Below are 23,559 nucleotides of genomic sequence, written 5' to 3' on the forward strand. Positions count from 1 at the left end.
GCAACGTCCCGCAGGCCGAAGGACGGGCCGGTCTGCGCGCGGGACCCTCCTCCCGGCGTGACAACCTGCCTGTCCGGGCCGCGCTGGGCGGCCCAATCATGTGAAGATTGTGCGAGGGCGTTCACACCTGTCAACAGGACCTAAGTCACAGGGGCAACCTGGCCGCCGGTTATCAGGCCATCACCGGCAGTCATCAGCAGGCCGCACGGGGCTGCCGATAATGGGGCGTCACCGGCCCTGAACCCCGCCCATGAACATACACCGCGACTTCGATCATCTCTGGCGCGACCGCTGTGATACCTCGAGCCAACGCAGCCCACGCGTGTTGATCCGGGTGTTCGTGGCCCCGGGCCAACTGGAGCAGAGCGTGGCTTTCTACGAGCAGTTGCAGGGCGTCGTGGCCGATGCGGGCTTCCCGTTTCCCGATGCCGGCCTGCGCCTGGCGATGGTCGGAGCCTTCCTGCTGATCGAAGGGTGCGAGGAAGCGCTGGCCCCCTTCACTTCGACCACCGGGACGCTGCTGGTCGATGACGTGCGGCCTTATCACGACCGACTGGTCGCGGCGGGGGCCGAAATCATCTTCCCGCTGCAGGTGGTGCCGACCGGCGCGGCGTTCAATGCAGTGCATCCCGATGGCACGGTGGTCGAGTACGTGCATCACCGCCCCGACCCGCACGGGCGCTGAGGGTACGCACGGCCGGGCTGCGCCCGGCACCCGCCGAGGCAACGGCCAATGCAACAGCAGAAGCAAAAGATGGGCTCCTGTGGGGTGGCGGGGTGGGTCCGGTTGCGGGGGACGGCGCAAGTACGTCCATGTAGCCTCGGTCGCGCCATCCATGGCGCTCACGCCCCCGCAACCGGACCCACCCCGCCTTCGACAATTCGCCGCAATCTGCAGTAGATCCACGCCATGCGTGGATGCTCTTCGATCAATCGTCGAATTAATCGATTTCGATGTAGATTCATCCACGCATGGCGTGGATCTACAATTCCTCCATGTCCTCTCCCGCCCTGCCCTGGAATGGCACGCTGCTGCTGGATGCCCACGTGGCCGTGCTGCAGGGCCATGCCGGTGGCAGCGCTGCGCATGCGCACTACGCCCATCAACTGCTGCTGAGCGACGGTGCAGCGTGGCAGGTCGAGGTTGATGGCGTGCGGCAGCAGGGTCAACGCCTGTGGCTGCCTTCCTTCCAGTCGCATGCCATCCTGTCGGCACCGCAGGACGGTTGCACGGTTTTTCTTGAGCCAGCACATGCCGATCCCACACAGATCCAGCGGTATCTGCACGCCCTGCCGGGCAACGCGGTGGCACTGCAGGACTGGCTGCCACGACTGAGCCGTCCGCAGCCGCTGGATCGACGCGTGCAGGCGGCACTGGCCCGTATCACCCACTACCTGCCTGGCCCGGTGCCGGCCGCCGATATCGCCGAAGCGGCCCACCTGTCGACCAGCCAGCTGCATCGGCGCTTCCAGTCAGACCTGTCTGTGACCTTGCGCGGCTGGGTACTGTGGCAACGACTGCGCAATGCGCTCGCGCATCATCTGCGTGGACACAGCCTGACCGACAGCGCCCACGCGGCCGGGTTCGCCGACCTGGCCCATCTGTCACGCAACCTGCACCGCATGTTCGGCATCGGTGCCGCGCAGTTGCAGGGCCTGCAGCTGCGCGCGACCTGACATGCGGGATCATCCGCGCCTGCGCAACCCTTCGGGCAGCTCCGGCACCTCGCCATGTGGCAGTTCACGGAACGGTGCCAGCAGCTGCCCGGGATAATCGCGCGGATAGTCCGGCTGGCTGCCGATGCCGAGATCGCGTTGCCGCAGCCGGTAGCCCGGCGCATCGAAGGCGGTTCCCAGCAGGTGATCCCATACGGTCAGGAACAGGCCGAAGTTGACGTCGCCGGCGGTGCCGTAGCGCATGTGGTGGAAACGGTGCAGCGGCGCCCACGCCATCACCCGGCCGAGCACACCGGGGCGCATGTCCACGTTGGAATGCTGCAACAGCAGCTGGATGGCAATGGCGAATGCCAGCACCGACGCCACTGGCATCGGCAGGCCCAGCACCAGCAGCGGCAGCACGCCGCCCACTGCTTCGGCCGCCTGGTGCAGCGGATGCTTCATCAGGCCGTTGAAGCCGTACATGCGGGTGACGCTGTGATGCACCGCATGCAGCCGCCACAGCCAGCCGATGCGGTGGCTGGCGTAGTGCACCAGGGTGATGCCGAGATCGGCGCAGACGATGGCCAGCAGTACCTGCAGCGCGAAGGACCACTGCACCGGCCACAGCTGCCACGGAATGAGCGCGGCCAACAGCGGCACCGCGGCGATCGACAGCAGGTTCAGGCTTTCGTTGACCAGCGCATGCAGGGTGTCACGCAGGCTGTCGCCCTGGTCGTGGTTGAACGCAGGGTCGTAGGGCCAGGCGCGTTCAGCGCCGAACGAAACCGCGATGGCGACCAGCAGCAAGGCCAGCAGCCACAGCGGATCACCATGCAGGTGGCCCACCCAGGCGATGGCGGTGGCAACGAACCCGAGCAGGAACAACGGGGCATACAGGCGGAGGATCCAGTGCTTCATGGGCAACCCGAAACGTGAGGGGCCTGCATGCTGGCGCGATGCGACGGTTGCCGGCTTGAACAAACGGCGCAACCCGCCACGCGCCTGCTGGATGCCCGCCCTGGTCGGCACCGTCATTCCAGCACCCACGCCTGGCGTGGATCTACAATGGCGCCCTCATCGCGCCCGGGACCGGCATGGACTCCTTCAACCTGATGCGTGCCTTCCGCCGCATCGTCGAACGCGGCGGGCTGGCCCGTGCCGCCGAAGACCTGGGCATGTCGCCAGCCGGGCTGAGCAAGCAGCTGCGCACGCTGGAGACCCACCTGGGCGTGGTGCTGCTGCAGCGGACCACACGCCGCATGAGCCTGACCGAAACCGGCCATGCCTATTACCGTGAGTGCTGCCGCCTGCTCGACGAGCTGGACGCGCTGGAACGTGGCATCGCCGAACAGCGTGGCGAAGTGGCCGGGCGCCTGCGCGTCAATGCGCCGCAGTCGTTCGCGCTGAGCACGCTGTCGCCGCTGCTGCCGCGTTTCCTGCAGCAGCATCCGCAGCTGTCGCTGGACCTGGTGATGGAAGACCGCCTGCTCGATGCGGTCGGCGAAGGCTTCGATGTGTCGCTGCGGCTGCGCGCCGAGCTGGACGACTCGCGACTGGTGGCGCGCCGGCTGGCCTCGCTGCAGCAGGTGCTGTGCGCGGCCCCGTCCTACCTGCAACAGCATCCGGCACCGCAGGCGGTGGACGATCTGCAGGCGCACAGCGTGCTGGCCTACAGCCTGTCCGACTCACCCGGCAGCTGGCCGCTGCTCGGCCCCGATGGCCAGGTGACGATCACCCTGCCGGCACGCGTCACCGTCAACAACAGCCTGATGCTGCGCGATCTGCTGGTGGCCGGCATGGGCATCGGCGCCCTGCCCTCGTTCCTTGCAGCGCCGTCACTGGCCCGCGGCGAACTGCAGCAGGTGCTGCCCGACCACCGCTATCCACCGCGCTTCGTGCATGCGGTCTACCCCACCTCGCGCCACCTGCAGCCCAAGGTGCGTGCCTTCATCGATTTCCTGCACGCCGAGCTGCCCGCCTGCGCCGGCCTGGATTCGTAACCGCCAGCGAAAACTGAGCTGCCCGTGGCGTGCTGTTTCAGCCACGCCGCGCTGCCTAACCTGCCGCCTCCCCTCTCACCGATGGCAGGCCGATGTCTTCCGTTTCTTCCCCCACCGCTGCAGCGCCAGTGGTCGATTTCTTCCACGACGTGGTGTGCGGCTGGTGCTTCGTGCTGGCCCCGCGCCTGCAGCAGGTCTCGGCCGAGTTCGGCATCCAGGTGCGCCACCGCAGCTTCGTGCTGCAGGACTCGCGCGCACAGATGGTCGAGGTATTCGGCTCGATGGAGCGCGCCAAGGCGATCATCCTGCGCCACTGGACCGACTGCGCCGCGCATGAAGACAGCGCGCGCATCGATATCGAAGGCATGCGTGCACAGGACTTCGAATATCCCTCCGGCTGGCTGGGCGCATTGGCCTGCCAGGCCGCCGGCATGCTTGGCGGCAATGAGGCCCACGGCGTGATGTTCGATGCCGTGCAGTGGGCGCACCTGCACCAGCACCGCAACATCGGCGATGCCGAAGTGCTGCTGGACATCGCCGAAGCGCTCGGCCACCCGCGTGGTGCCTTCGCTGACCACATGCGCAGCGACGCAGTACGCCAGCGCGTGCAGGCCGACCGCGCCGAAGCCGCTGCACTCGGCATCCGTTCCATTCCCACCGTGATCGGCGGCAACGGCCTGCGCCTGCAGACCCTGCCGCTGCCGCACCTGCGCCAGGCCCTGGCGCCGCTGGTCGCGGCCTGAGCCGCACCATTCCCCCCTGCAAGGAGATTCCCCATGACCCCACGTACCCTGGCCACCGCATTGGCCCTGCTGCTGGCCGGCACCGCTGCTTCCACCTCGGTGACCGCGCACGAACGCGTTCCTTCCGGCCAGCAGGTCGGCACCAGCCCCTGGGGGCCGAAGGACGAGATCGGCCGCCTCAACCTGATCACCGAGGCGTCGCGCGCAGCGATCCTGTCGCGGGTCAGCGGCGGCAAGGCCTATGACCTGGCCACCGAGTACTACGTCGGCATGCCCAGCTGGCAGGACGCCGGCGACCCGCACTACCAGTTCTGGATGACCCACACCCCGCGCGGCACGGTGATGGACGACCCGATGGGCGTGGGCGAGACCATGAACCTCACCCGCAGCTACACCGGCACGGCGTTCTCGATGTACAGCCACACCGGCACCCACATCGATGCGCTGAACCACTTCGGTATCCACGGAAAGATCTGGAACGGCTTCGAGGCCGACAAACACCTCGGCGATCGTGGCTGGAATGTCACCGGCATCGAGAAATTCCCGCCGCTGATCGCGCGTGGCGTACTGATCGACGTGGCCGGTGCCAAGGGCGTGGACATGCTGCCGGACAGCTACCGCGTCACCCGCCAGGACCTGAAGGATGCGCTGGCACGCCAGCAGGTGAAGCTGCAGCAGGGTGACATCGTGCTGATCCGCACCGGCCGCATGCGCCTGTTCGAACAGCCCAGGGCGTACATGGCCAACCCGCCGGGCATGGGCCTGGACGCCGCGCGCTTCCTGGTCGAAGACAGCGGCGCGATGATCGTCGGCGCCGACAACCTCAGCTTCGAGACCTTCCCTTCGGAAGTGTCCGATGACTACGTGCCACTGCACACCTACCTGCTGGCCCAGCAGGGCGCGCCGATCATCGAACTGGTGGCGCTGGACGAACTGGCCCGTGACAAGGTCTACGAGTTCGCCTTCATCGGCGGCCCGTTGAAGATCCGCGGTGGCGATGCCGCGCCGCTGCGCCCGGTGGCGTTGCCGGTCCGCCCGTAACCGGGGCCTGTGGGTGCCGACCCTGGTCGGCACTCCTTTCCCCCTTCAGCAACCTGAAACCCGACCCATCAATTTCATTAGTAATTCTACTCACAGGGCGAGTAGCATGTCCGGTCTCAGCCCCTGATACCGGCCTGTCGATACTCGCTCCATGCCCGCCGTTTCCGCCCATTCCTGTCGCCCCCAGCCCGCCCGGCGCCTCTCCTGGAGGACCGGCTGATGGGCGCCGTCGTCGCCCTCGACCGGCTGCTGGATGGCCGCCAGCTGTGGCGCGGCCCGGCCCGCCAAGGGCCCGCCAGCGACCACCTGGCCAGCGGCCACCCGGCACTGGATGCACGCCTGCCCGGCGGTGGCTGGCCGGCCAGCGGGCTGTGCGAGGTGCTGCAGGCAGCCCCGGGCGTGGGCGAGCTGGCGCTGGTCTGGCCGGCGCTGGCGAAGCTGAGCCAGCGCGGACGCCCGATCGTGCTGGTCGCGCCCCCGTACCGCCCGCATGCGCCGGCCTGGGCGGCGGCCGGGCTGGACCTGGCCCAGCTGCAGATCATCCACGCCGTGCCAAAGCAGGCGCTGTGGGCGGCCGAGCAGTGCCTGCGCTCGGCCGCCTGCGCCGCGGTGCTGTGCTGGCCACAGCAGGCCGATGACCGTGCCCTGCGCCGGCTGCAGGTCGCCGCCGACAGCGGCCAGTGCCTGGGCTTCGTGTTCCGCGAGGCGCAGGCAGCGCGCAACCCCTCCCCGGCCAGCCTGCGCCTGCAGCTCGACCACGGCCAGGTGCGGGTACTGAAATGCCGTGGTGGCCTGCCGCCGGCGCAGCCGTTGCCCCTGGCCATCAGCCACTGAGGCCGCGCCGTGAACTGGGCCTGCCTGTTGTTGCCGCAGCTGGCGCTGGACAGCGTGCTGCGCCTGCAACCGGACCCGCAGCGGCCGCTGGTGCTGCTGCAGGGTCCGGCACAACGCCGCGTGCTGCGCGCGGTCAGCCCGGCCGCACGGGCAGCCGGGCTGCGCCCGGGCATGCTGCTGTCGGCCGCGCAGGTGCTGGTGCAGGACATGCACCTGAACGACTACGACCCGAACGCCGAACAGCACACCCGGCAGCTGCTGGCCAGCTGGGCCTATGCCTACAGTTCGCAGGTCAGCCTCGATTTCCCGCATGCGCTGGTGCTGGAGATCGGTGCCAGCCGTGCCCTGTTCGGTGACTGGCTGACCATCGAGAAACGCCTGCGCGGTGAACTGCACGAACTGGGTTTCCGCCATCGCCTGGTGGCCGCGCCCACGCCGCATGCCGCGCGCGTGCTGGCCAACGTGCACGATGGCCTCGGCCTCGATGCGCAGCAGCTGCCGGTGGTACTCGCGCAGCTGCCGTTGCCGCGCTGTGGGCTGCCCAGCGAAGCAGTGACCGTGCTGGGACGCTCCGGCCTGCGCACGCTGGGTGCGGTGCTCGCACTGCCGCGCGACAGCCTGGCCCGGCGCTTCGCCCCCGACGTGCTGCAGCAGCTGGATGCGCTGCGTGGCCTGCCCACCGCGCCACTGCGCTACTACCAGCCTCCCGACCGTTTCGATGCGCGCATCGAATTCGAATATGAGATCGAATCCAGCCAGGCCCTGCTGTTCCCGCTGCGTCGCCTGCTGCTGGACCTGGCCGCCTTCCTGTGCTCCCGCGATGGTGGCGTGCAGCGCTTCGACCTGCATTTCGAGCACGACCTGCTGCCACCCAGCGTGCTGACCATCGGCCTGCTGGCACCGGAGCGTGATCCCGCGCTGCTGTTCGAAATCGCGCGCAACCGCATGGAAGCCTTCGCCCTGCCCGCCGGCAGCCGCGCACTGCGCCTGCAGGCCGAGCAGCTGCCGCCCTTCGTGCCCGCCGCGCGTGACCTGTTCGATACCCGGCCGGCGCAGGCGATGCCCTGGACCCAGCTGCGCGAGCGCCTGCGTGCGCGGTTGGGCGATGACGCCGTGCAGCCGCTGGCGGTGCAGGCCGACCATCGCCCCGAACGCGCCAGCGGCACCCAGCCGGCGGTCAAACCGCCGTCGTACTGGCCGCTACGTCCGGGCTGGCTGCTGGATACGCCGCAACCACTGCGCGATCCACGCCTGCGCATCATCGCCGGGCCGGAGCGGATCGAATCGGGCTGGTGGGACCAGGCCGATACACGCCGCGATTACTACGTGGTGGAAACCGCACATGGCCAGCGCGGCTGGGCCTTCCGCACACGCAACGATCCGCATGCACCGTGGATGCTGCACGGCTGGTTCGGCTGAGCCGCCATGCAAAGTGAACTGCCCGGCTACGCCGAACTGCACTGCCTGTCGGCGTTCAGTTTCCAGCGCGGCGCCTCGATTGCCGAAGAACTGTTCGCGCGCGCCGCCGGCCAGGGCTACCGGGCGCTGGCAATCACCGACGAGTGCTCGCTGGCCGGCATCGTGCGCGCCTGGCAGGCGGCGAAGACGCATGGCGTGGCACTGATCGTCGGCGCCGAGTTCCAGGTCGAGGACGGGCCGAAGCTGGCCCTGCTGTGCACCGACCAGGCCGCCTATGCCGGGCTGTGCCAGTTGATCACCACCTGCCGGCGACGCGCGGCCAAGGGTGAATACCGTTGCCTGCGCGACGACCTGCTCGGCCTGCCCGACGGGCTGCTCTGCCTGTGGCTGGACCGGCAGCCGGCCGCCACCGATCTGGAGCTGCTGCGCACCGGCTTCAATGATCGCCTGTGGCTGGCGGTGGAGCTGCATCACGAGCATGACGACGCGCATCGCCTGCAGCAGCTGCAGGCCTTTGGCGAACGCCACCGCCTGCCACTGGTTGCCAGTGGTGATGTGCACATGCACGTGCGCCGCCGCCGTGCGCTGCAGGACACGCTGACCGCGATCCGCCACCGCTGCAGCGTAGCCGAAGCCGGCTGGCGCCTGTTTCCCAATGGCGAGCGCCATCTGCGCCCACGCACCGCGCTGGCCCAGCTGTATCCGCCCGAACTGCTGGCCGAGACCCTGCGCATCGCCGAACGCTGCCACTTCACCCTGGAGCAGCTGCAGTACACCTACCCGCGCGAACTGGTGCCGGAAGGGCACGACCCGGACAGCTGGCTGCGCGTGCTGGTCGAGCGTGGCATTCCGTGGCGTTGGAAGAACGGCATCGAACCGGCGCAGCGCAAACAGATCGAACACGAACTGGCGCTGATCCGGCAGAAGAACTACGCCTCCTACTTCCTCACCGTGCAGGACATCGTGCGCTTCGCGCGCAGCCAGGACATCCTCTGCCAGGGCCGTGGCTCGGCGGCCAACTCGGCGGTGTGCTTCGTGCTGGGCGTGACCGAGATCGACCCGGCACGCAGCAATCTGTTGTTCGAGCGTTTCATCTCTGCCGAACGCGACGAGCCGCCGGATATCGACATCGACTTCGAGCACGAGCGCCGCGAAGAAGTGCTGCAGTACGTGTTCAAGCGCTATGGGCGTGAACGTGCTGCCTTGACTGCGGTGGCGATCAGTTACCGCGGCCGCAGTGCGATCCGCGATGTGGCCCGTGCGCTCGGCCTGCCGATGGACCAGGTCAACGAACTGGGGGCGGCGATGGATCACTGGGGCGGCCACGTGCCGTTGCCGGAGACCCTGCGCGAACGCGGCTTCGATCCCGACACCTGGCTGATGCGCCGGCTGCTGTCATTGACCGCCGAGCTGATCGACTTCCCACGCCACCTGTCGCAGCACCCGGGCGGCTTCGTGATTTCCGAGCATCCTCTGTCCACCCTGGTACCGGTCGAGAACGCAGCGATGGCCGACCGCACCGTCATCCAGTGGGACAAGGATGACCTGGATGCCACCGGCCTGATGAAGGTCGACTGCCTGGCACTGGGCATGCTCACCGCCATCCGCAAATGCCTGGCGATGCTGCAGCAGCATGGCCTGCACAGTGGGCGCATGGATGCGATTCCCGATGAGGACACACCCACCTACGACATGATCAGCGCCGCCGACACCATCGGCGTGTTCCAGATCGAGTCGCGTGCGCAGATGGCGATGCTGCCACGCATGCAGCCGCGCAACTTCTACGACCTGGTGATCGAAGTGGCGATCGTGCGCCCCGGCCCGATCCAGGGCGACATGGTGCACCCCTACCTGGAGCGCCGCCGGCTGCTGCGCGAACAGGGTCCAGAGGCGCTGGACAACCTGGAAGAGCCGCTTTACCCGCCGCAGCTGGAGCGCGTGTTCGCGCGCACCCTGGGCGTGCCGCTGTTCCAGGAACAGGTGATGCAGCTGGCGGTGGATGCGGCCAGTTACACCCCGGGCGAGGCCGATGCCCTGCGCCGCTCGATGGCCGCGTGGAAGCGCCGTGGCGGGCTGGAGCCGCATCGCGAGAAGCTGCTGGCGGGGATGTTGAAGAACGGCTTCAGCCGCGAATACGGCGAACACCTGTTCGAGCAGATCAAGGGCTTCGGCGATTACGGCTTTCCGGAAAGCCACGCCGCCAGCTTCGCCCTGCTGACCTATGCCAGCTGCTGGCTGAAGTGCCACCACCCGGCCGCGTTCACCGCCAGCCTGATCAACAGCCAGCCACTGGGCTTCTACAGCCCCGACCAGCTGCTGCAGGACGCGCGCCGGCATGGCATCGGCGTGCTGCCGCTGGACGTGCGCCACAGCGACTGGGACTGCACGCTGGATTTCAGCAAGGGACCGGCCGCGATCCGGCTCGGCCTGCGCCTGGTCGATGGCTGCAACGAACCCGCCGTGCAGGCCATCATGCGAGAACGTGCGCGGCGCCCCTTCGACGACGTGGGCGACCTGTGCCAGCGCACCGCGCTGGACCGTCGCCAACAGGGCCTGCTGGCCGATGCTGGCGCGTTGCGTGGGCTCAGCGGCCATCGCCATCGTGCGCGCTGGGATATCTCCGGCGTTGAAAACCGGCTGCCGCTGTTCGACCACGCCCGCGCCACCGCCGAGGCCCGCGTGCCGTTGCCGCTGCCCAGCACCTGGGAAGACATGCAGGCCGACTACCGCAGTACCGGCACCACGCTTGGCCGCCATCCGATCTCGTTCCTGCGCGCACAGCTGCGCACTCGTGGCTGCCTGGACGCCGCGCAACTGGCGGCTCACGGCCATGGCCGCCGCGTGCGCATTGCCGGCCTGGTACGCATGCGCCAGCGTCCGCAGACCGCCAGTGGCGTGACCTTCCTCACCCTTGAGGACGAAACCGGCATGGTCAACGCGGTGGTCTGGCGGCACATCGCTGATCGCCAGCACCGGGTGCTGGTTGATACCCAGCTGATGCAGATCGATGGCCGCCTGGAGCGCGTCGATGGCGTGCAGCATGTCATCGTGCAGCGCATGCACTGCCTGGATGAACTACTGCAGGGACTGCGCAGCCACAGCCGCGATTTCCACTGACGATACACAACGTCACACAACGAACTGGCCATTGCCGGTCCGCATCCGCTATCGTCGGCACATCCAAGGAAGGACGACACGATGCCCCGTGCACTGCTGCTGACCACGCTGGTGGTCGCCACCCTCGCCCTGCTGGTGTCCGGCTGGACCGCCTGGAGCCTGCATCGCAGCCAATCGCCACAGCGCATCATCGAAGCACGCGGGCTGGTCATCCACGATGAAAGCGGACAGCCACGGGTGATCCTCGGCGCACCGGTTCCCGATCCTCTCAGCCAGGGCCGCACCCAGGGGCCGCGTGCGACCGCCCTGTCAGGCCTGATCCTGCTCGGCCCGGACGGCTCCGAACGCGGTGGCTATGGCACCAGCGACCGCGGCGGCGAGGCCCTGCTGACCCTGGACGATGCCACCGGCACCACTGAAGTGTTCAAGGTGGTGGCCAACCCGGACCGCGGCGCCAGCCTGATGGTCAAGCACCAGAACAATACCGGCGCCATGCTCACCTCCTGGCAGGGAAAGCCTGAACTGATGTTCGTCGATGACAGCGGCCAGTCCTACTACGTGCGCCCGGGCGCCAACGCCGCGCCCTGATCTGCTTTTGTAGCGTCGAGCTTGCTCGACTTTGCTTCACCTTTGTAGAGTCGAGCTTGCTCGACTGTTGTTGGCACGAGCAGTCGAGCAAGCTCGACTCTACAGTCCAGACACCGCCGCCAGATCATCGGCCAGCTGCCGCTGCTGCACCGGCCCCAGCGCCGCGCAGGTGATGCGCAGGCCATGCCCGGGCGCCGCCACCGCGAACACTTCGCCCGCGCGCACATGCCAGCCACGCGCGGCCAGCGCCAGCACCTGCGGATGACTGTCGGCCGGCAAGGGCAGCCACAGGTTCAGCCCTTCCATCGGCTGCGGCGTCGCCACGCCACGTGCAACGAGCAATTCCTGCAGCGACTGCAGGCGCTGCTGGTAACGCTCGCCTGCCGACGCGATCTTCGCCCGCTGCGACGCCGAGCCCAGCACCGAGGTGGCCGCGTCCTGCAGAAGATGACTGACCCAGCCCGTGCCCGATGCCAACCGCAGCCGCAACCGCGCCGCAGTTTCCTCATCACAGCCCAACCAGGCCAGCCGAAGGTCAGGGCCAAGCGGCTTGGATAGCGAGCGCAACAGCGCCCAGCGCCGGCCATCGAGCGGCAACACCGAATGGTAGGCCTGCTGCGAGAGCAGCGCGTAGTGATCGTCGATCAGCACTGCCACCTGCGGATAGTGGGCAAGCAGCTGCCGCAGTGCCCGTGCGCGCTTCGCATCCAGGCTGGCCCCGGTCGGATTGTGCGCACGCGGGGTCAGCAGCACCGCGCGTGCGCCGGCCTCCAGCGCGGCACGTAGCGATTCAACCTGCATGCCATGCGCATCCACCGCCACCGGCAACGGCGCATGGCCTACCGCGTTGAGTACGTTGAGGCTGCCGAGGAAACAGGGATCTTCGACCGCGATGCGATCACCCGGCAGCAGCCATGCTGCCAACAGGCGCTCGATGCCATCGACCGCGCCATGGGTCAGCTCCAGCGCATACCCCTCGGGGCAATCCGCATCCAGCGAGGCCCGTGCCAGCGCCTGCAACCGCGGGTCGACCGTGCCCACCCCATACAACCGTGGCGCCGCCGGAGCCAGTCGCAGGTTCGGCAGCAGGCGCGGGTCCGGGTTGCCACTGGCCAGGTCATGCAGGGCCACTCCCGGCGTGCTTCCTTCGCGTGCCATTGCCGACGGCAAGCCGCGCACCACCGTGCCGCGACGGCCGGCAGTGCTGGCCAGGCCCGCCGCGTCCAGCCGCTTGTAGGCTGCGGCCACGGTGTTGCGGTTCACCCCCAGCTGCTCGGCCAGCTCACGCACCGGCGGCAGCACGCTGCCGGCCGGCAGGCGGCCCTTGCCGATGCCGTCGCGGATGCTGTCGAAGATCGACTCGGCGCTATGCCCGGTGATTTTCATTTTGTCCTATGCCAAAATAACTCTTGTCCTGTGCCAGTGTATCCCACCCTGGCCATTCCGCATTGGAGGTGCCCGCATGCCCCTTGCTGCCGCCGACTGGCCCATGGCCCAGTCTGTTGAACAGATCGCCGCCAACCTGGCCACCGTGCGCCAGCGCATCGCCGACGCCTGCGCCCGCGCTGGCCGTGATCCGGCCAGCGTGCGCCTGCTGCCGGTCAGCAAGACCGTCGATGACGCCCGCATCCGCATGGCCGTGGCCGCTGGTTGCCACGAACTGGGCGAGAACAAGGTCCAGGAGGCACAGCGCAAGGCCGAGGCCATGGCCGACCTGGGCGTGCACTGGTCGGTGATCGGCCACCTGCAGACCAACAAGGCGCGCTACGTGGCGCGCTTCGCCAGCGAGTTCCAGGCGCTGGACAGCCTGCGCGTGGCCGAGGCCCTGCAGCAGCGCCTGCAGCTGGAAGACCGCACGCTGGATGTATTCGTACAGGTCAACACCTCGGCTGAACCCAGCAAGTACGGACTCGAACCCGACGCGGTCGGCGACTTCGTACAGCAGCTGCCCGCCTTCGATCGTCTGCGCGCGCGCGGCCTGATGACCCTGGCAGTGTTCACCCCGGAGGTCGAGCGGGTGCGCGCCTGCTTCGTGCGCCTGCGCGAACTGCGCGACCAGCTGCAGTGCTCTGCGCCCGCCGGTCTCGACCTGTCGCAGCTGTCGATGGGCATGTCCGGCGACTTCGAAGTGGCCATCGAGGAAGGCGCCACCGTGGTCCGCGTCGGACAGGCCATCTTCGGCGCCCGCGCCACCCCGGACAGTTTCTACTGGCCCACCAGCGGAGCACCGGCATGAAGCACGCGGTGGTCCTGCAGCACGTTGCCTTCGAGGATCTCGGCACCCTGAAACCGCTGCTGCTGGCGCAGGGCTGGCAGCTGAAGGTGCTGCAGGCCGGTGTCGATCCGCTCGACGATGCCGAAGCGGCCGAACTGCTGGTCGTGCTGGGTGGCCCGATCAGTGCCAACGACACAGAAACCTATCCCTTCGTCACCGACAGCATCGCCCTGCTGCAGCGTCGCCTGCAGCAGCAGCGGCCAACCCTGGGCATCTGCCTCGGCGCGCAGCTGATGGCGCGCGCGCTCGGCGCCAGCGTCGTTGCCAGTGGCGGCAAGGAGATCGGTTTCGCGCCACTGCTGCTCACCGATGACGGCCAGCGCTCGCCCCTGCAGGCCCTGCAGGGCATTCCGGTACTGCATTGGCACGGTGAGGGCTTCGAACTCCCGCCCGGCGCACGCCGCCTGGCCAGCACGCCCGCCTGCCGCCACCAGGCATTTGCCATCGGTCAGCACGCACTGGGCCTGCAATGCCATCCGGAGCTGGACGCGCGCCAGTTCGAACGCTGGCTGATCGGCCACACCCTGGAACTGGCCCAGGCCGGCATCGACCCGAACGACCTGCGCGCGCAGGCGCGCCGCTATGGTGCCCCGCTGGCAGCCGCCGCCACCGCGATGTTCGACCACTGGCTGCAGGACCTGCCGGAGATGCCACGATGAATTACCGGTTGCAGGTCTACCGCGATGGCGCCTACTGGGGCCACTTCGACTGCAGCGGCCCCGACGCCCTGCTGCGCATGGACGTCATCGCCGCACGGCTGCCCAGCGAACAGGGCTTCCAGCTGAAGCGGCAGAAAGGTATCGGCGAGGAGCGCATCCTGTCCAGCAACGCTGACGGCCTGCGCGTGCTCGCCGCGCAGATCCAGTACCGCGACCTCTGACCCGTTTGGGGGCATGCCGGCCAACGGCTGGCGGGTCCATCACTGGCTGATGGCCACCCATGGATGCAAATGATTCTCTTTTGCTGTAAGGTGCTGCCGCTGCCCTTGCCGCCGCGGGCTGTTCCCTTTCCCAGTTGTCGCCCGCCCCGTGTCCACGCCTGTCGAACCGACGGATGTCGCGCAGCTGTGCGCGGCCCATTACCGGCCGCTGCACGCCCATGTCCGTCGCAAACTCCCGCAACGCTGCGATGCCGATGACGTCGTCCAGGAAACCTGGCTGCGTATCGTCAAGGTCGCCGCCAGCGGCCTGCTGAACAATGGCCGCGCCTATCTGTATCGCGTTGCCCACAACCTGATCGCCGACCACTACCGGCAGCGCCAGCGCCGGCGCGAAGAGGCGCTGGATGACACCCAGCTGCATGCCATCGCCGATCCCGCACCACTGCCGGACCAGCGCCTGCTCGACGCCGAACAGCTGCGTCATCTCGATGCGATCATCGCCGCGCTGCCACCGCGCTCGCGCCAGGTATTCCTGCTCGCCCGTGTCGAGCAGATGGCCCTGGCCGAGATCGGGCGCCAGCTCGGCATCAGCCGGCAGACCGCGCACGGCCATCTGCTGCGCGCCCTGGTCGCCCTGCAGCAGGTGCCTGGCCCATGAGCCAGGACACCATCGCACGCGAAGCCGCCCGCTGGTGGCTGGATGGGCACGACGGCGAACGCGATGAGAACGCGTTCAACCAATGGTGCCAGGCCGACCCGCGCCATGCCCTGCAGTACCAGCACCTGCAGCAGCTGTGGCAGGCCGGTGCCGCCACCCCCAGCCTTCAGCGCCAGCAGCAACGCCGGCGCCGCCGCCACCTGGGTGAAGCCGGTATTGCGGTGCTGCTGCTGTGCGCGCTTGGACTGTATGGCCGCCCTGCCCCGCCGCCGGCCACGCAGGTGCTGCGCACCGCCGCTGGCGAAATCCGCGACGAAGCGCTGCCGGACGGTTCGCATGTCCTGCTGTCACCAGGCAGCGAAGTGCATGTGCGCGTTGATGGGCAACATCGCCAGTTGCAGCTGCAACGCGGCCAGGCCTGGTTCAAGGTCGCTGCCGACGCCCGCCGGCCGTTCCAGGTGCATACGCCGCATGGCACGGTCACTGCGCTGGGTACTGCCTTCGACCTCGTCGTGCAGGGCAACAGCAGCAGGGTCACGGTCACCGAACATCGCGTCCGGGTAGAGGACGGCAGCGGGACCGTGCAGGCGGCCGAGGGGCAACAGGTACGCTTCAACGGACAGTCACCGCCTGCCGCCCAGCCGGCAGACAGCGGCGGCCTTGCCTGGCGCGAACGACGCCTGCACTGGGTCTCGGCCCCCCTCGCCGATGTCACCGAAGGCCTGGACCGCTGGCACGGCGGGCACACCTGGATCATCGGCGCGCGCCTGCGCCAGCAACCGGTCACCCTGCTGGGCAGTGCCGACGGCGCAGCCAGCAACCGCGATCAACTGGCCGCGCAGCTGCACGTGCGCGTGCTGCGCCTGGGCGCGGGCGTGCAGGTCTGGTTGCCGCCGCGCAGGGAACATGCTGATGCGCCCTGACATCGGGCCTGCCGCTGCGTCTACCCAGGATGACGACGCTCTGCGTCAGCCCCTGGAGTCTTCGATGCTGTGCCACCGCCCCCTTGTTCTTGCCCTGTCGCTGGCCTGTGCCAGCACGGTTCCGCTGTTGCCCTCCAGCGCCCACGCGCAGGTGGCCACCCGCACCTATGATCTGCCCGCGCAGCCGCTGGCCGCCGCGCTGGATGCGTACAGCCGCCTGACCGGCGTCGACCTGGTGATCGGCGCGGCATTGCCCGCTGGCCATCCTGCACCGGCCCTGCGCGGTGACTTCGATGACGCACAGGCGCTGTCACGCCTGCTGGCCGGCAGTGGCCTGCGCCCACGCTTCATCGATGCACGTCGCGCCACCCTGGAGCCGGCGCCCGCCGAACGCAGCGACGGCAGCCGCCGCACCGGGCCGCTGCGCGTTCAGGGCGACACCGCGCATGGCCAGGCGCCAGGCACCGGCGCCAGCCAGTACGTGCCCGCCACCCGCGATGGCTTCGCTCCCGCTGTAGGCAGTGAGCGGGTGGCGATGGCCGAGCGCCAGGATGGCAACAGCCTGCTGCGCTCGATGCCCGGAACCCACAGCTTCCACTCGCGCAGCCAGCCCGGCCTGCAGGTCAACATCCGCGGCATGACCGGCGCCGGCCGGGTCAACACCATGATCGACGGTGTCACCCAGACCTTCCGCAACAACGCCGGCCATGGATCGGGTGGCCCGTTCGCCTACGTCGATCCGTTCCTGCTGGCCGGCGTGGACGTGCAGCGCGGGGCGGTCGCCGGTGGCGATGGCGCCGGTACGCTGGCCGGCAGCGCCAACTTCCGCACCCTGGACATCGACGATCTGCTTGGCGAAGGCCGCGACTGGGGCCTGCGTGCAGGCTACCGGCATGGCAACAACGGCTATGGAAGTGGCCGCACCTTCGCCGGCGCATGGCGCCACAGCGAAGACGGTGGCGACCGCCAGTTCGGCCTGCTCGCCGCCGCCAGCAGCAGCCGCAGCGGCGAATACGCGACGGCACGCGGGCAGACCAACAAGGCCGACCCTGGCAGCCAGCAGCCCAGCAGCTGGCTGCTGAAAGCGCGCCTGCAGCCCAGCGACCAGCATCGGCTCGACCTGAGCCACATGCGTTACGAAAACGACTTCTACCACAACTACCCGTGGCAGATTTCCGCACGCAACCAGCGCGCCAGCTACCACTACACGCCTTACTCCCCGTGGGTCGACCTGCGTGCGACCTTCGCCAGCAACAAGACCCGGCTGTTCTACCCGCCGGTGGAGGACTCCAGCTACATCGGCCGCCGTACCCACAGCAGCCTGAGCAGCTGGACCCTCGACAACACCAGCCGCTTCGACATCGGCGCGCTGCAGGCGCGCTGGAACACCGGCATCAAGCACCAGTCGGACATCTTCGTGGCCGACACGCCTACCCTGCGCGGCGCCAACCCGCAGGGGCGCAGCCAGCTCGACAGCGTGTTCAGCACGCTGGAACTGCAGTACGACATCTATGCACTGACCGCCGGCCTGCGCCAGGACCGCTACGGCATCCGTGGCCATATCCCCGGCTGTTCCGAGGTGCCGGGCCAGTGCGCGGAGATCAACGGCGGCAACATCGATGTGCGCCGCACCGAGCGTGCACTCAGCCCCAGCCTGGCGGTTTCTCTGCAGGCGACCGACTGGCTGCAGCTGTTCGCCGAAGTCTCGCGCACCTCGCGGCCGCCGCGGGTGCAGGAAATGTTCTTCGAGAAGATTCCGCTGGAGGGCATGAGCGATGCCGACGGCGTAGGCGCCAATCCGTTCCTGCGCCGCGAGCGCTCGCGCAACCTGCAGTTCGGCGCCAACCTCAGCACCGACTCGCTGCTGGTCGACGGCGACCTGGCCCAGCTGCGCATCACCCGCTTCGACAACCGCATCCGCGACTACATCAAGCCACAGTACCTGCTGATCGTGCATCCGCCGGAAGTGGCGCCGTTCGTGGTGCCGATCGACAGCGATCCGCAGCTCAATGCCTGGACCGATACGCTGGATGCCGACGATTTCAGCACCACCACGCGCTGGATGAACCACCAGGGCATCGTGCGCATGCGCGGCATCGAGCTGGAGGCGCACTACGCCAGCGAGCACTACCACGCCACCCTCAGCTGGACCCGCTCGCAGACCAGCGCGCCGGCCATCGAGTTCGTCAACCTGGAAGACATCACCGCCCTGCCCGACCGCTACTGGACGCTGGACGTCGGCGGCCGCTGGTGGCAGCAGCGCGTGCAGGCCGGCCTGCGCGCCGAGTATTCCGGTCCCACCGAGGAAGGCTACGACTTCTTCCAGACCCGCAAGACCGGCGGCACCGGCGTGCTGCTGGACTTCTACGCCAGCTTCAAGCCCCAGCCCAACACCACGCTGTGGCTGAACATCGAAAACCTGCAGAACAAGGCCTATGACAACAATGCCTCGATCGACAGCATCTTCAGCCCGATCCTTGACCGCGGCAACGGCCGTGGCCGCACCGTCTCGATGGGCGTCAATGTGGCGTTCTAGCCGCCGTTGGCTGCTGCTGTGCCTGCTTGCGCTGACCTCCCTGGCCAGCGCACAGCCGATGCCCGGCACGGTGATCGACCTCGCCAGCGGCCAGCCGCTGGACGAGTCCATGTTCATCCAGCGTGCGGCCGGCGCGCAGCGACTGCTGCTGGGCGAGCGTCATGACCTTGCGGGCGACCATGCCGCCCAGCGCTGGTTGCTGCAGGCACTGCACCAGCAGCGCCCGCAGGGTGCGCTGGTGATGGAAATGATCGCCAGCGAACGCCAGCCGCGGTTGCAGCGGGTACAGCGCTGGCTGGCCAAGGGCAACCAGGCCGAGGGCCCACGCCTGCAGGAACTGCTGGACTGGGACGCGCGCTGGCCGTGGGCCGCCTACGGTGGTCTGGTGCAGGACGCCGCGGCTGCAGGCATTGCGCTGGTCGGCGGCAACCTGTCGCGCGCCGAGGTCAACACCCTGCTGGCCTCTACAGAACCGGTAGCATTTCCGGTTGCTGCGGCTCGGCAACGGTTGTCGGCGGTGGTGCTGGCACAGCATGCAGACGCAGCACCGATGCTGGACGGGATGTTGGCCGTACAGTACGCCCGCGATCGCCGCATGGCACAGGTACTGATCGATGCGCCGGCCCCGGCGCTGCTGGTCGCCGGGCGCTGGCATGTACTGCGCGGTACCGGCGTGCCGGGCCATCTGCCACCGGGTACCCCGGCGCTGGTGATCGTGCTGGCGTCTCCAGGCGAACAGGTCGACGCCACCGATGCCGACCTGCTGTGGGTGCTGGGCGATGACTGAGCGTGGCCACCACTGGCAGGCCGTTGTTATCAGCATCGGCCTGCACCTGCTGCCCTTGCTGCTGCTGGTTCACTGGGTGGCCACGCCGCCCGCGCTGCCCCCCCCGGAACAGGACGTGCGCATCAGCCTGCGCCTGCTGGCACCGGCCACGCCGCCGCAACCTGTGGAGGAACGCCAGGCCGACACCCCCAGCCAGGCGCAGCAGGCACGTGCATCGCAACCGACGAAATCGCCCCCACCGCCCACCCCCACCGCAGCGCGCGAGGGTGAGCTGGCGGCCAGCGAGACCGGTGGCCGTGGCCGCCAGCCCCTGCCGATCGCCCCGCCTGCGGCCGCGACCGATGCAAGTCCCGCACCGGCATCGATCACGGCCGCGCCGCCCGCTCCAGACGCACCCCCTGCGGACTTCCAGGCCGGCGCCGCCAGCGACCAGTGGGAAGCCCGCCTGATGGCGCGGCTGGAGCGGTACCGCTACTACCCTGCCGCCGCGCGCTCACGACGCCAGCAGGGCACGGCCTGGGTCAGGGCCAGCATCGACCGTGAGGGGCGGCTGCTGGCACTGCGTCTGGAGCAGTCCAGTAGCCAGCCGATGCTGGACGACGCCGCGCTGCAGACCTTCCGCCGCGCGCAGCCACTGCCGCCCATTCCTGCTGAACTGAAGGCGCCGCAGGAACTGGTGGTACCGGTGGAGTACTACCTGCGCTAGGCGCCCCAGGCCTCGTATGGATGACCGGGATTGCGCAGCAGTCTGCGACCTCAACTCCGGTTGAGGTCAAATGCATCCAACGCAACAGAGTAGTCCGGCGCGCGCAACGATCACGGCCCTTCGTAGCGTCGAACCTGCTCGACGCTACCGATGCCGGGTCAGGTCCACGCCGGATCGGCAGTGAAATCGATGGTCAGCCAGAACGTGCTGCCGCGTGCATCCAGCCGTACTGCGATCTCATCACGCATCGCATCGACCTGGCCCACCGAGCCCAGCGGTGTCGCCGGGTCGGCCAGCACATGGATCTCGATGAAGCGCATCCGCCCCATCTTCGCCACGTGGCTGGTGAAGCCGGCATAGCCGCGCTCGGCCACGAACGCCTGCATCACCTGCTGCACGCGCCGGTCCAGGTCATCCGGCGCCACCTGCAGCACTTCACGCATGGCCTTCCACGCGCTTCGCGCCGGCACCGGCAGTACCGCCAGGCTGATCAACGCCAGCACGATCGAATCCAGGTACGGCACCCAGTGATGCCACTGACCGCCGTGCAGCACCAGGGCCAGCACGAAGGCCAGCACCACGGCCAGGCTCATCAATCCGCCCAGCAGCCAGCCACGCACGTCCAGCCACAGCAACGCCGAGCGCAGGCGCCGCGCACGCTGCGCGACGAACGCGGCCATTGCCAGGTTGCTGGCACTCAGCAACGCCGCCCACCACAGCGCGGGCCCGAACTTCACTTCGTGCCCGCCCGTGGTCAGGCCAATCACCGCGTTGGCCAGCGCATACACGCAGGCCAGCGACAGAATCACCCCACCGAGTGCCTCCACCATCGGCTCCAGGTGCCAGTAACCGTACTGGAAGCGCGGGCTCTGTTCCCGCGCCACCAGCCGCAGTACCGACAACGACACCAGCGTCAGGGCAACGTCGACCAGACTGTAGACACCATCGAAGAGGATGGCCTGCGATCCCACCAGCAGGCCACCGATGAAGCCGACCGCGCTGACCGCGATGGTCACCCCGATCGAGAACTTCAGGATGCGTTGCTCGCGCGCAGTATCCATCGTTCGCCGAAGGGCCGACCGTCGCCGGTCAGGCCTTCAGCACCTCCACCCTGTACGAGGCCTCATCGCCATCGTGCTCGATGATCAGCCCGTGCACGTCCGACTCGAAGCCCGGGAAACGGGCATTCTGCTCGCGGGCGATGCGCAGCGACTGGATGATCGGCTCGTCGCTGTCGCCGAAGCGTTCGCCCGGCATGATGGTCGGGATGCCCGGCGGGTACGGTACCAGCATGGTGGCGGCGACGCGGCCGCTGAGCTGCTCGATGTCGACCCGCTCGATCTCGCCCTTCACCAGGTGATTGTAGGCGTCGGCCGGGGTCATCACCGGGGTCGGCAGGTCCACGTACATTTCGCGCATCACCTTGGCCACCGAGAATTCCTGGTTGAACGCGTGCAGCGCATCGCACAGGTCACGCAGGCCCCACCCGGCATAGGCATTGGGGTAGTCAGCGGCCAGCGACGGCAGTGCCTGGCTCAGCGGTGCGTTGCGGTCGTACAGCTCCTTGAACGCCATCAGCTCGGTGACCAGCGTGCTCCACTTGCCCTTGGTGATGCCCATCGAGAACAGGAACAGCACCGAGTACAGGTTGGTCTTCTCCACGGTGATACCGCGGCTCCACAGGAACTTGCTCAGCACCGCCGCCGGGATGCCCAGCTTGCCCATGCTGCCGTCCATCGCCAGCCCCGGGGTCAGCAGGGTCACCTTGATCGGGTCGATCAGCACATAGTCGTCAACCAGGTTCTCGAAGCCGTGCCAGTGCGCATCCGGCTGCAGGTACCACTCCTCGCGCTTGGCCACCAGCGGTGCCGGCGTATCACCCTTGTCCAGGCTGCGCTCGACCTTGGTGGGCTGCCACACGCTGAACCACCAGTCGTCGCGGCCGAGGTCATCGCGCACGTGCAGCATCGCGCGGCGGAACGCGATCGCCTCGTCGTGCATCTCCTGCACCAGCGAACGGCCGGCGTCACCTTCCATCATCTTCGAGGCCACGTCACAGGCCGCGATCACCCCGTAATGCGGGCTGGTCGAGGTGTGCATCATGAACGATTCGTTGAAGCGCTCGGCATCCAGGTTGCGATGTGCGGAATTGCGCACGTGGATCATCGACGCCTGCGAGAACGCGGCCAGCAGCTTGTGGGTGGAATGGGTGGTGAAGATGATCGCATCCTGCTCACGCGGCTTGCCCTTGGCCATGCCGTAGTGGTTCTCGTAGAACGGATGGAACGCGGCGTAGGCATACCAGGCTTCGTCGAAGTGCAGGAAGTCGACCGCGCTGCCGATCTCGTCGGCGATCTTCTCGGCGTTGTAGCACAGGCCGTCGTAGGTCGAGTTGGTGACCACCGCGATGCGCGGCTTGGAGCCGGCCTGGTAGGCCTTGCTGGCCAGCGGATTGGCGGCGATGCGCTGCTGCAGCGACTCGGGCGTGAACTGGTCCAGGCTGATCGGCCCGATGATGCCGTGCGCGTTGCGGCTGGGGGTGAAGTACACCGGCACCGCGCCGGTCATGATCAGCGCGTGCAGCAGCGACTTGTGGCAGTTGCGATCGACGAACACCACGTCGCCACGCGCCACCGTACCGTGCCACACGATCTTGTTGGCGGTGGAGGTGCCGTTGGTGACGAAGAAGGTATGGTCGGCGCCGAAGTTGCGCGCCGCTTCGTTCTCGGCGTCCTTGATCGGGCCGGTATGATCGAGCAGCGAGCCCAGCTCCGGCACCGAGATCGACAGATCGCTGCGCAGGGTGTTCTCACCGTAGAACTGGTGGAAGGCGCGGCCGACCGGCGACTTGGTGAACGCCACGCCGCCGGCATGGCCCGGCGTATGCCAGGAGTAGTTCGACTCGGCCGCATGGTGGATCAGGGCCTTGAAGAACGGCGGCAGCAGGTTCTTCATGTAGTCTTCGGCCGCGCGCATGACCTGCCGCGAGATGAAGCTCTTGGTGTCTTCAAACAGGAAGATGAAGCCATGGATGTACTTGAGCAGCTTGCTCGGCACCTTCTCGATGGTACGGCGCTCGCCGTACAGGAACACCGGCAGGTTGGCGCGGCGCGCGCTCTGCTCACGCAGGAACGCGGTCAGGCGCTGGAACTCGCCGTCCACCTCTTCGCTGCCATCGATCGAGATCAGCACGGCCGAAGCGGCCACGTAGGTGCGGGCACCGGCACGGGCATCATCCAGGTTCAGGCCGCACAGCACGCGCTGGTCGTTGCTGCGCAGCTCTTCCACCAGTGCACGGATCAGGATGCCACCGATGCGCGGCGACTCGTAGTCGTTGTCGATGACAATGACCGGGTAGTCCAGGGACTTGAAGTACACGTTGATTCTCCTTGT

The 23,559-nt window shown here is 68.1% G+C and carries 21 protein-coding genes; 17 read left to right on the forward strand and 4 right to left on the reverse strand.

What is annotated here, in order from left to right:
- Positions 1 to 250: 250 nt before the first annotated feature.
- Together K5L94_RS13650 and K5L94_RS13655 are read left to right on the forward strand one after the other, a co-directional pair.
- Positions 251 to 685 carry a VOC family protein gene (locus K5L94_RS13650; RefSeq protein ID WP_040007487.1) on the forward strand — a complete coding sequence of 145 codons (435 nt, stop codon included), beginning with the start codon at positions 251 to 253 and terminating at the stop codon, positions 683 to 685.
- Between the two features lie 287 nt (positions 686 to 972).
- Positions 973 to 1,677 (forward strand): AraC family transcriptional regulator, encoded by a 705-nt coding sequence (locus K5L94_RS13655; protein WP_053450055.1) that lies wholly within the window; start codon positions 973 to 975, stop codon positions 1,675 to 1,677.
- A 9-nt stretch (positions 1,678 to 1,686) separates the two neighbouring features.
- On the opposite strand, the gene K5L94_RS13660 is transcribed toward K5L94_RS13655, so the two are convergent.
- Complete coding sequence (locus tag K5L94_RS13660; RefSeq protein ID WP_274510653.1) at positions 1,687 to 2,577, reverse strand: sterol desaturase family protein; 891 nt, start codon at positions 2,575 to 2,577, stop codon at positions 1,687 to 1,689.
- A gap of 176 nt (positions 2,578 to 2,753) precedes the next feature.
- Here K5L94_RS13660 and K5L94_RS13665 point away from each other — a divergent pair, with 176 nt between their 5' ends.
- The 7 genes from K5L94_RS13665 to K5L94_RS13695 all read left to right on the forward strand — a co-directional run bounded on the left by K5L94_RS13665 (position 2,754) and on the right by K5L94_RS13695 (position 11,401).
- Positions 2,754 to 3,659, forward strand: a complete 906-nt coding sequence (locus tag K5L94_RS13665) for a LysR family transcriptional regulator (protein WP_180880248.1) — start codon at positions 2,754 to 2,756, stop codon at positions 3,657 to 3,659.
- 92 nt (positions 3,660 to 3,751) lie between these two features.
- The gene (locus K5L94_RS13670) at positions 3,752 to 4,402 is read left to right on the forward strand and encodes a DsbA family oxidoreductase (protein WP_053450057.1); all 651 of its coding nucleotides are present in this window, start codon (positions 3,752 to 3,754) and stop codon (positions 4,400 to 4,402) included.
- Positions 4,403 to 4,435: 33 nt separating this feature from the next.
- Positions 4,436 to 5,443, forward strand: a complete 1,008-nt coding sequence (locus K5L94_RS13675) for a cyclase family protein (RefSeq protein ID WP_006452003.1) — start codon at positions 4,436 to 4,438, stop codon at positions 5,441 to 5,443.
- 219 nt (positions 5,444 to 5,662) lie between these two features.
- The gene (gene imuA, locus K5L94_RS13680; protein WP_274510654.1) at positions 5,663 to 6,277 is read left to right on the forward strand and encodes a translesion DNA synthesis-associated protein ImuA; all 615 of its coding nucleotides are present in this window, start codon (positions 5,663 to 5,665) and stop codon (positions 6,275 to 6,277) included.
- Between the two features lie 9 nt (positions 6,278 to 6,286).
- Positions 6,287 to 7,696: a Y-family DNA polymerase gene (locus tag K5L94_RS13685; protein ID WP_274510655.1), complete on the forward strand. Its 1,410-nt coding sequence runs from the start codon at positions 6,287 to 6,289 to the stop codon at positions 7,694 to 7,696.
- A 6-nt stretch (positions 7,697 to 7,702) separates the two neighbouring features.
- Entirely contained in the window at positions 7,703 to 10,813 is a 3,111-nt protein-coding gene (locus K5L94_RS13690) for an error-prone DNA polymerase (protein ID WP_274510656.1), read from the forward strand.
- Between the two features lie 81 nt (positions 10,814 to 10,894).
- The gene (locus K5L94_RS13695) at positions 10,895 to 11,401 is read left to right on the forward strand and encodes a hypothetical protein (RefSeq protein ID WP_006461333.1); all 507 of its coding nucleotides are present in this window, start codon (positions 10,895 to 10,897) and stop codon (positions 11,399 to 11,401) included.
- Positions 11,402 to 11,500: 99 nt separating this feature from the next.
- Here the strand turns inward: K5L94_RS13695 and ptsJ are convergent, their stop codons facing one another.
- Positions 11,501 to 12,787: a MocR-like B6 salvage transcription factor PtsJ gene (ptsJ, locus tag K5L94_RS13700; RefSeq protein ID WP_053450060.1), complete on the reverse strand. Its 1,287-nt coding sequence runs from the start codon at positions 12,785 to 12,787 to the stop codon at positions 11,501 to 11,503.
- A 76-nt stretch (positions 12,788 to 12,863) separates the two neighbouring features.
- On the opposite strand from ptsJ, the gene K5L94_RS13705 reads away from it, so the two are divergent.
- The 8 genes from K5L94_RS13705 to K5L94_RS13740 all read left to right on the forward strand — a co-directional run bounded on the left by K5L94_RS13705 (position 12,864) and on the right by K5L94_RS13740 (position 20,166).
- Entirely contained in the window at positions 12,864 to 13,637 is a 774-nt protein-coding gene (locus tag K5L94_RS13705) for a YggS family pyridoxal phosphate-dependent enzyme (protein ID WP_274510657.1), read from the forward strand.
- Positions 13,634 to 14,335 (forward strand): glutamine amidotransferase, encoded by a 702-nt coding sequence (locus tag K5L94_RS13710; protein WP_053450062.1) that lies wholly within the window; start codon positions 13,634 to 13,636, stop codon positions 14,333 to 14,335. Before K5L94_RS13705 ends, K5L94_RS13710 begins: the two co-directional genes overlap by 4 nt.
- Entirely contained in the window at positions 14,332 to 14,556 is a 225-nt protein-coding gene (locus K5L94_RS13715) for a hypothetical protein (protein ID WP_053510853.1), read from the forward strand. Before K5L94_RS13710 ends, K5L94_RS13715 begins: the two co-directional genes overlap by 4 nt.
- Before the next feature lie 148 nt (positions 14,557 to 14,704).
- Positions 14,705 to 15,214 carry an RNA polymerase sigma factor gene (locus tag K5L94_RS13720; RefSeq protein WP_053450064.1) on the forward strand — a complete coding sequence of 170 codons (510 nt, stop codon included), beginning with the start codon at positions 14,705 to 14,707 and terminating at the stop codon, positions 15,212 to 15,214.
- Positions 15,211 to 16,137, forward strand: coding sequence for a FecR family protein (locus K5L94_RS13725; RefSeq protein ID WP_053450065.1), 927 nt, complete (start codon positions 15,211 to 15,213; stop codon positions 16,135 to 16,137). The genes K5L94_RS13720 and K5L94_RS13725 overlap by 4 nt, the downstream gene beginning before the upstream one ends.
- Positions 16,138 to 16,201: 64 nt before the next feature.
- The gene (locus tag K5L94_RS13730; RefSeq protein ID WP_274510658.1) at positions 16,202 to 18,673 is read left to right on the forward strand and encodes a TonB-dependent receptor; all 2,472 of its coding nucleotides are present in this window, start codon (positions 16,202 to 16,204) and stop codon (positions 18,671 to 18,673) included.
- On the forward strand, positions 18,660 to 19,460 hold the full coding sequence (locus K5L94_RS13735) for a ChaN family lipoprotein (protein WP_274510659.1): 801 nt from the start codon (positions 18,660 to 18,662) through the stop codon (positions 19,458 to 19,460). Before K5L94_RS13730 ends, K5L94_RS13735 begins: the two co-directional genes overlap by 14 nt.
- Entirely contained in the window at positions 19,453 to 20,166 is a 714-nt protein-coding gene (locus tag K5L94_RS13740; RefSeq protein ID WP_197605367.1) for an energy transducer TonB family protein, read from the forward strand. The genes K5L94_RS13735 and K5L94_RS13740 overlap by 8 nt, the downstream gene beginning before the upstream one ends.
- 158 nt (positions 20,167 to 20,324) lie before the next feature.
- On the opposite strand, the gene K5L94_RS13745 is transcribed toward K5L94_RS13740, so the two are convergent.
- The gene (locus K5L94_RS13745) at positions 20,325 to 21,227 is read right to left on the reverse strand and encodes a cation diffusion facilitator family transporter (protein WP_006461443.1); all 903 of its coding nucleotides are present in this window, start codon (positions 21,225 to 21,227) and stop codon (positions 20,325 to 20,327) included.
- Positions 21,228 to 21,255: 28 nt separating this feature from the next.
- Entirely contained in the window at positions 21,256 to 23,544 is a 2,289-nt protein-coding gene (locus tag K5L94_RS13750) for an Orn/Lys/Arg family decarboxylase (protein ID WP_274510660.1), read from the reverse strand.
- Positions 23,545 to 23,559: the final 15 nt, after the last annotated feature.

Origin of the sequence: Stenotrophomonas forensis, from assembly GCF_028752115.1 — a bacterium.
Lineage (GTDB): Bacteria > Pseudomonadota > Gammaproteobacteria > Xanthomonadales > Xanthomonadaceae > Stenotrophomonas > Stenotrophomonas forensis.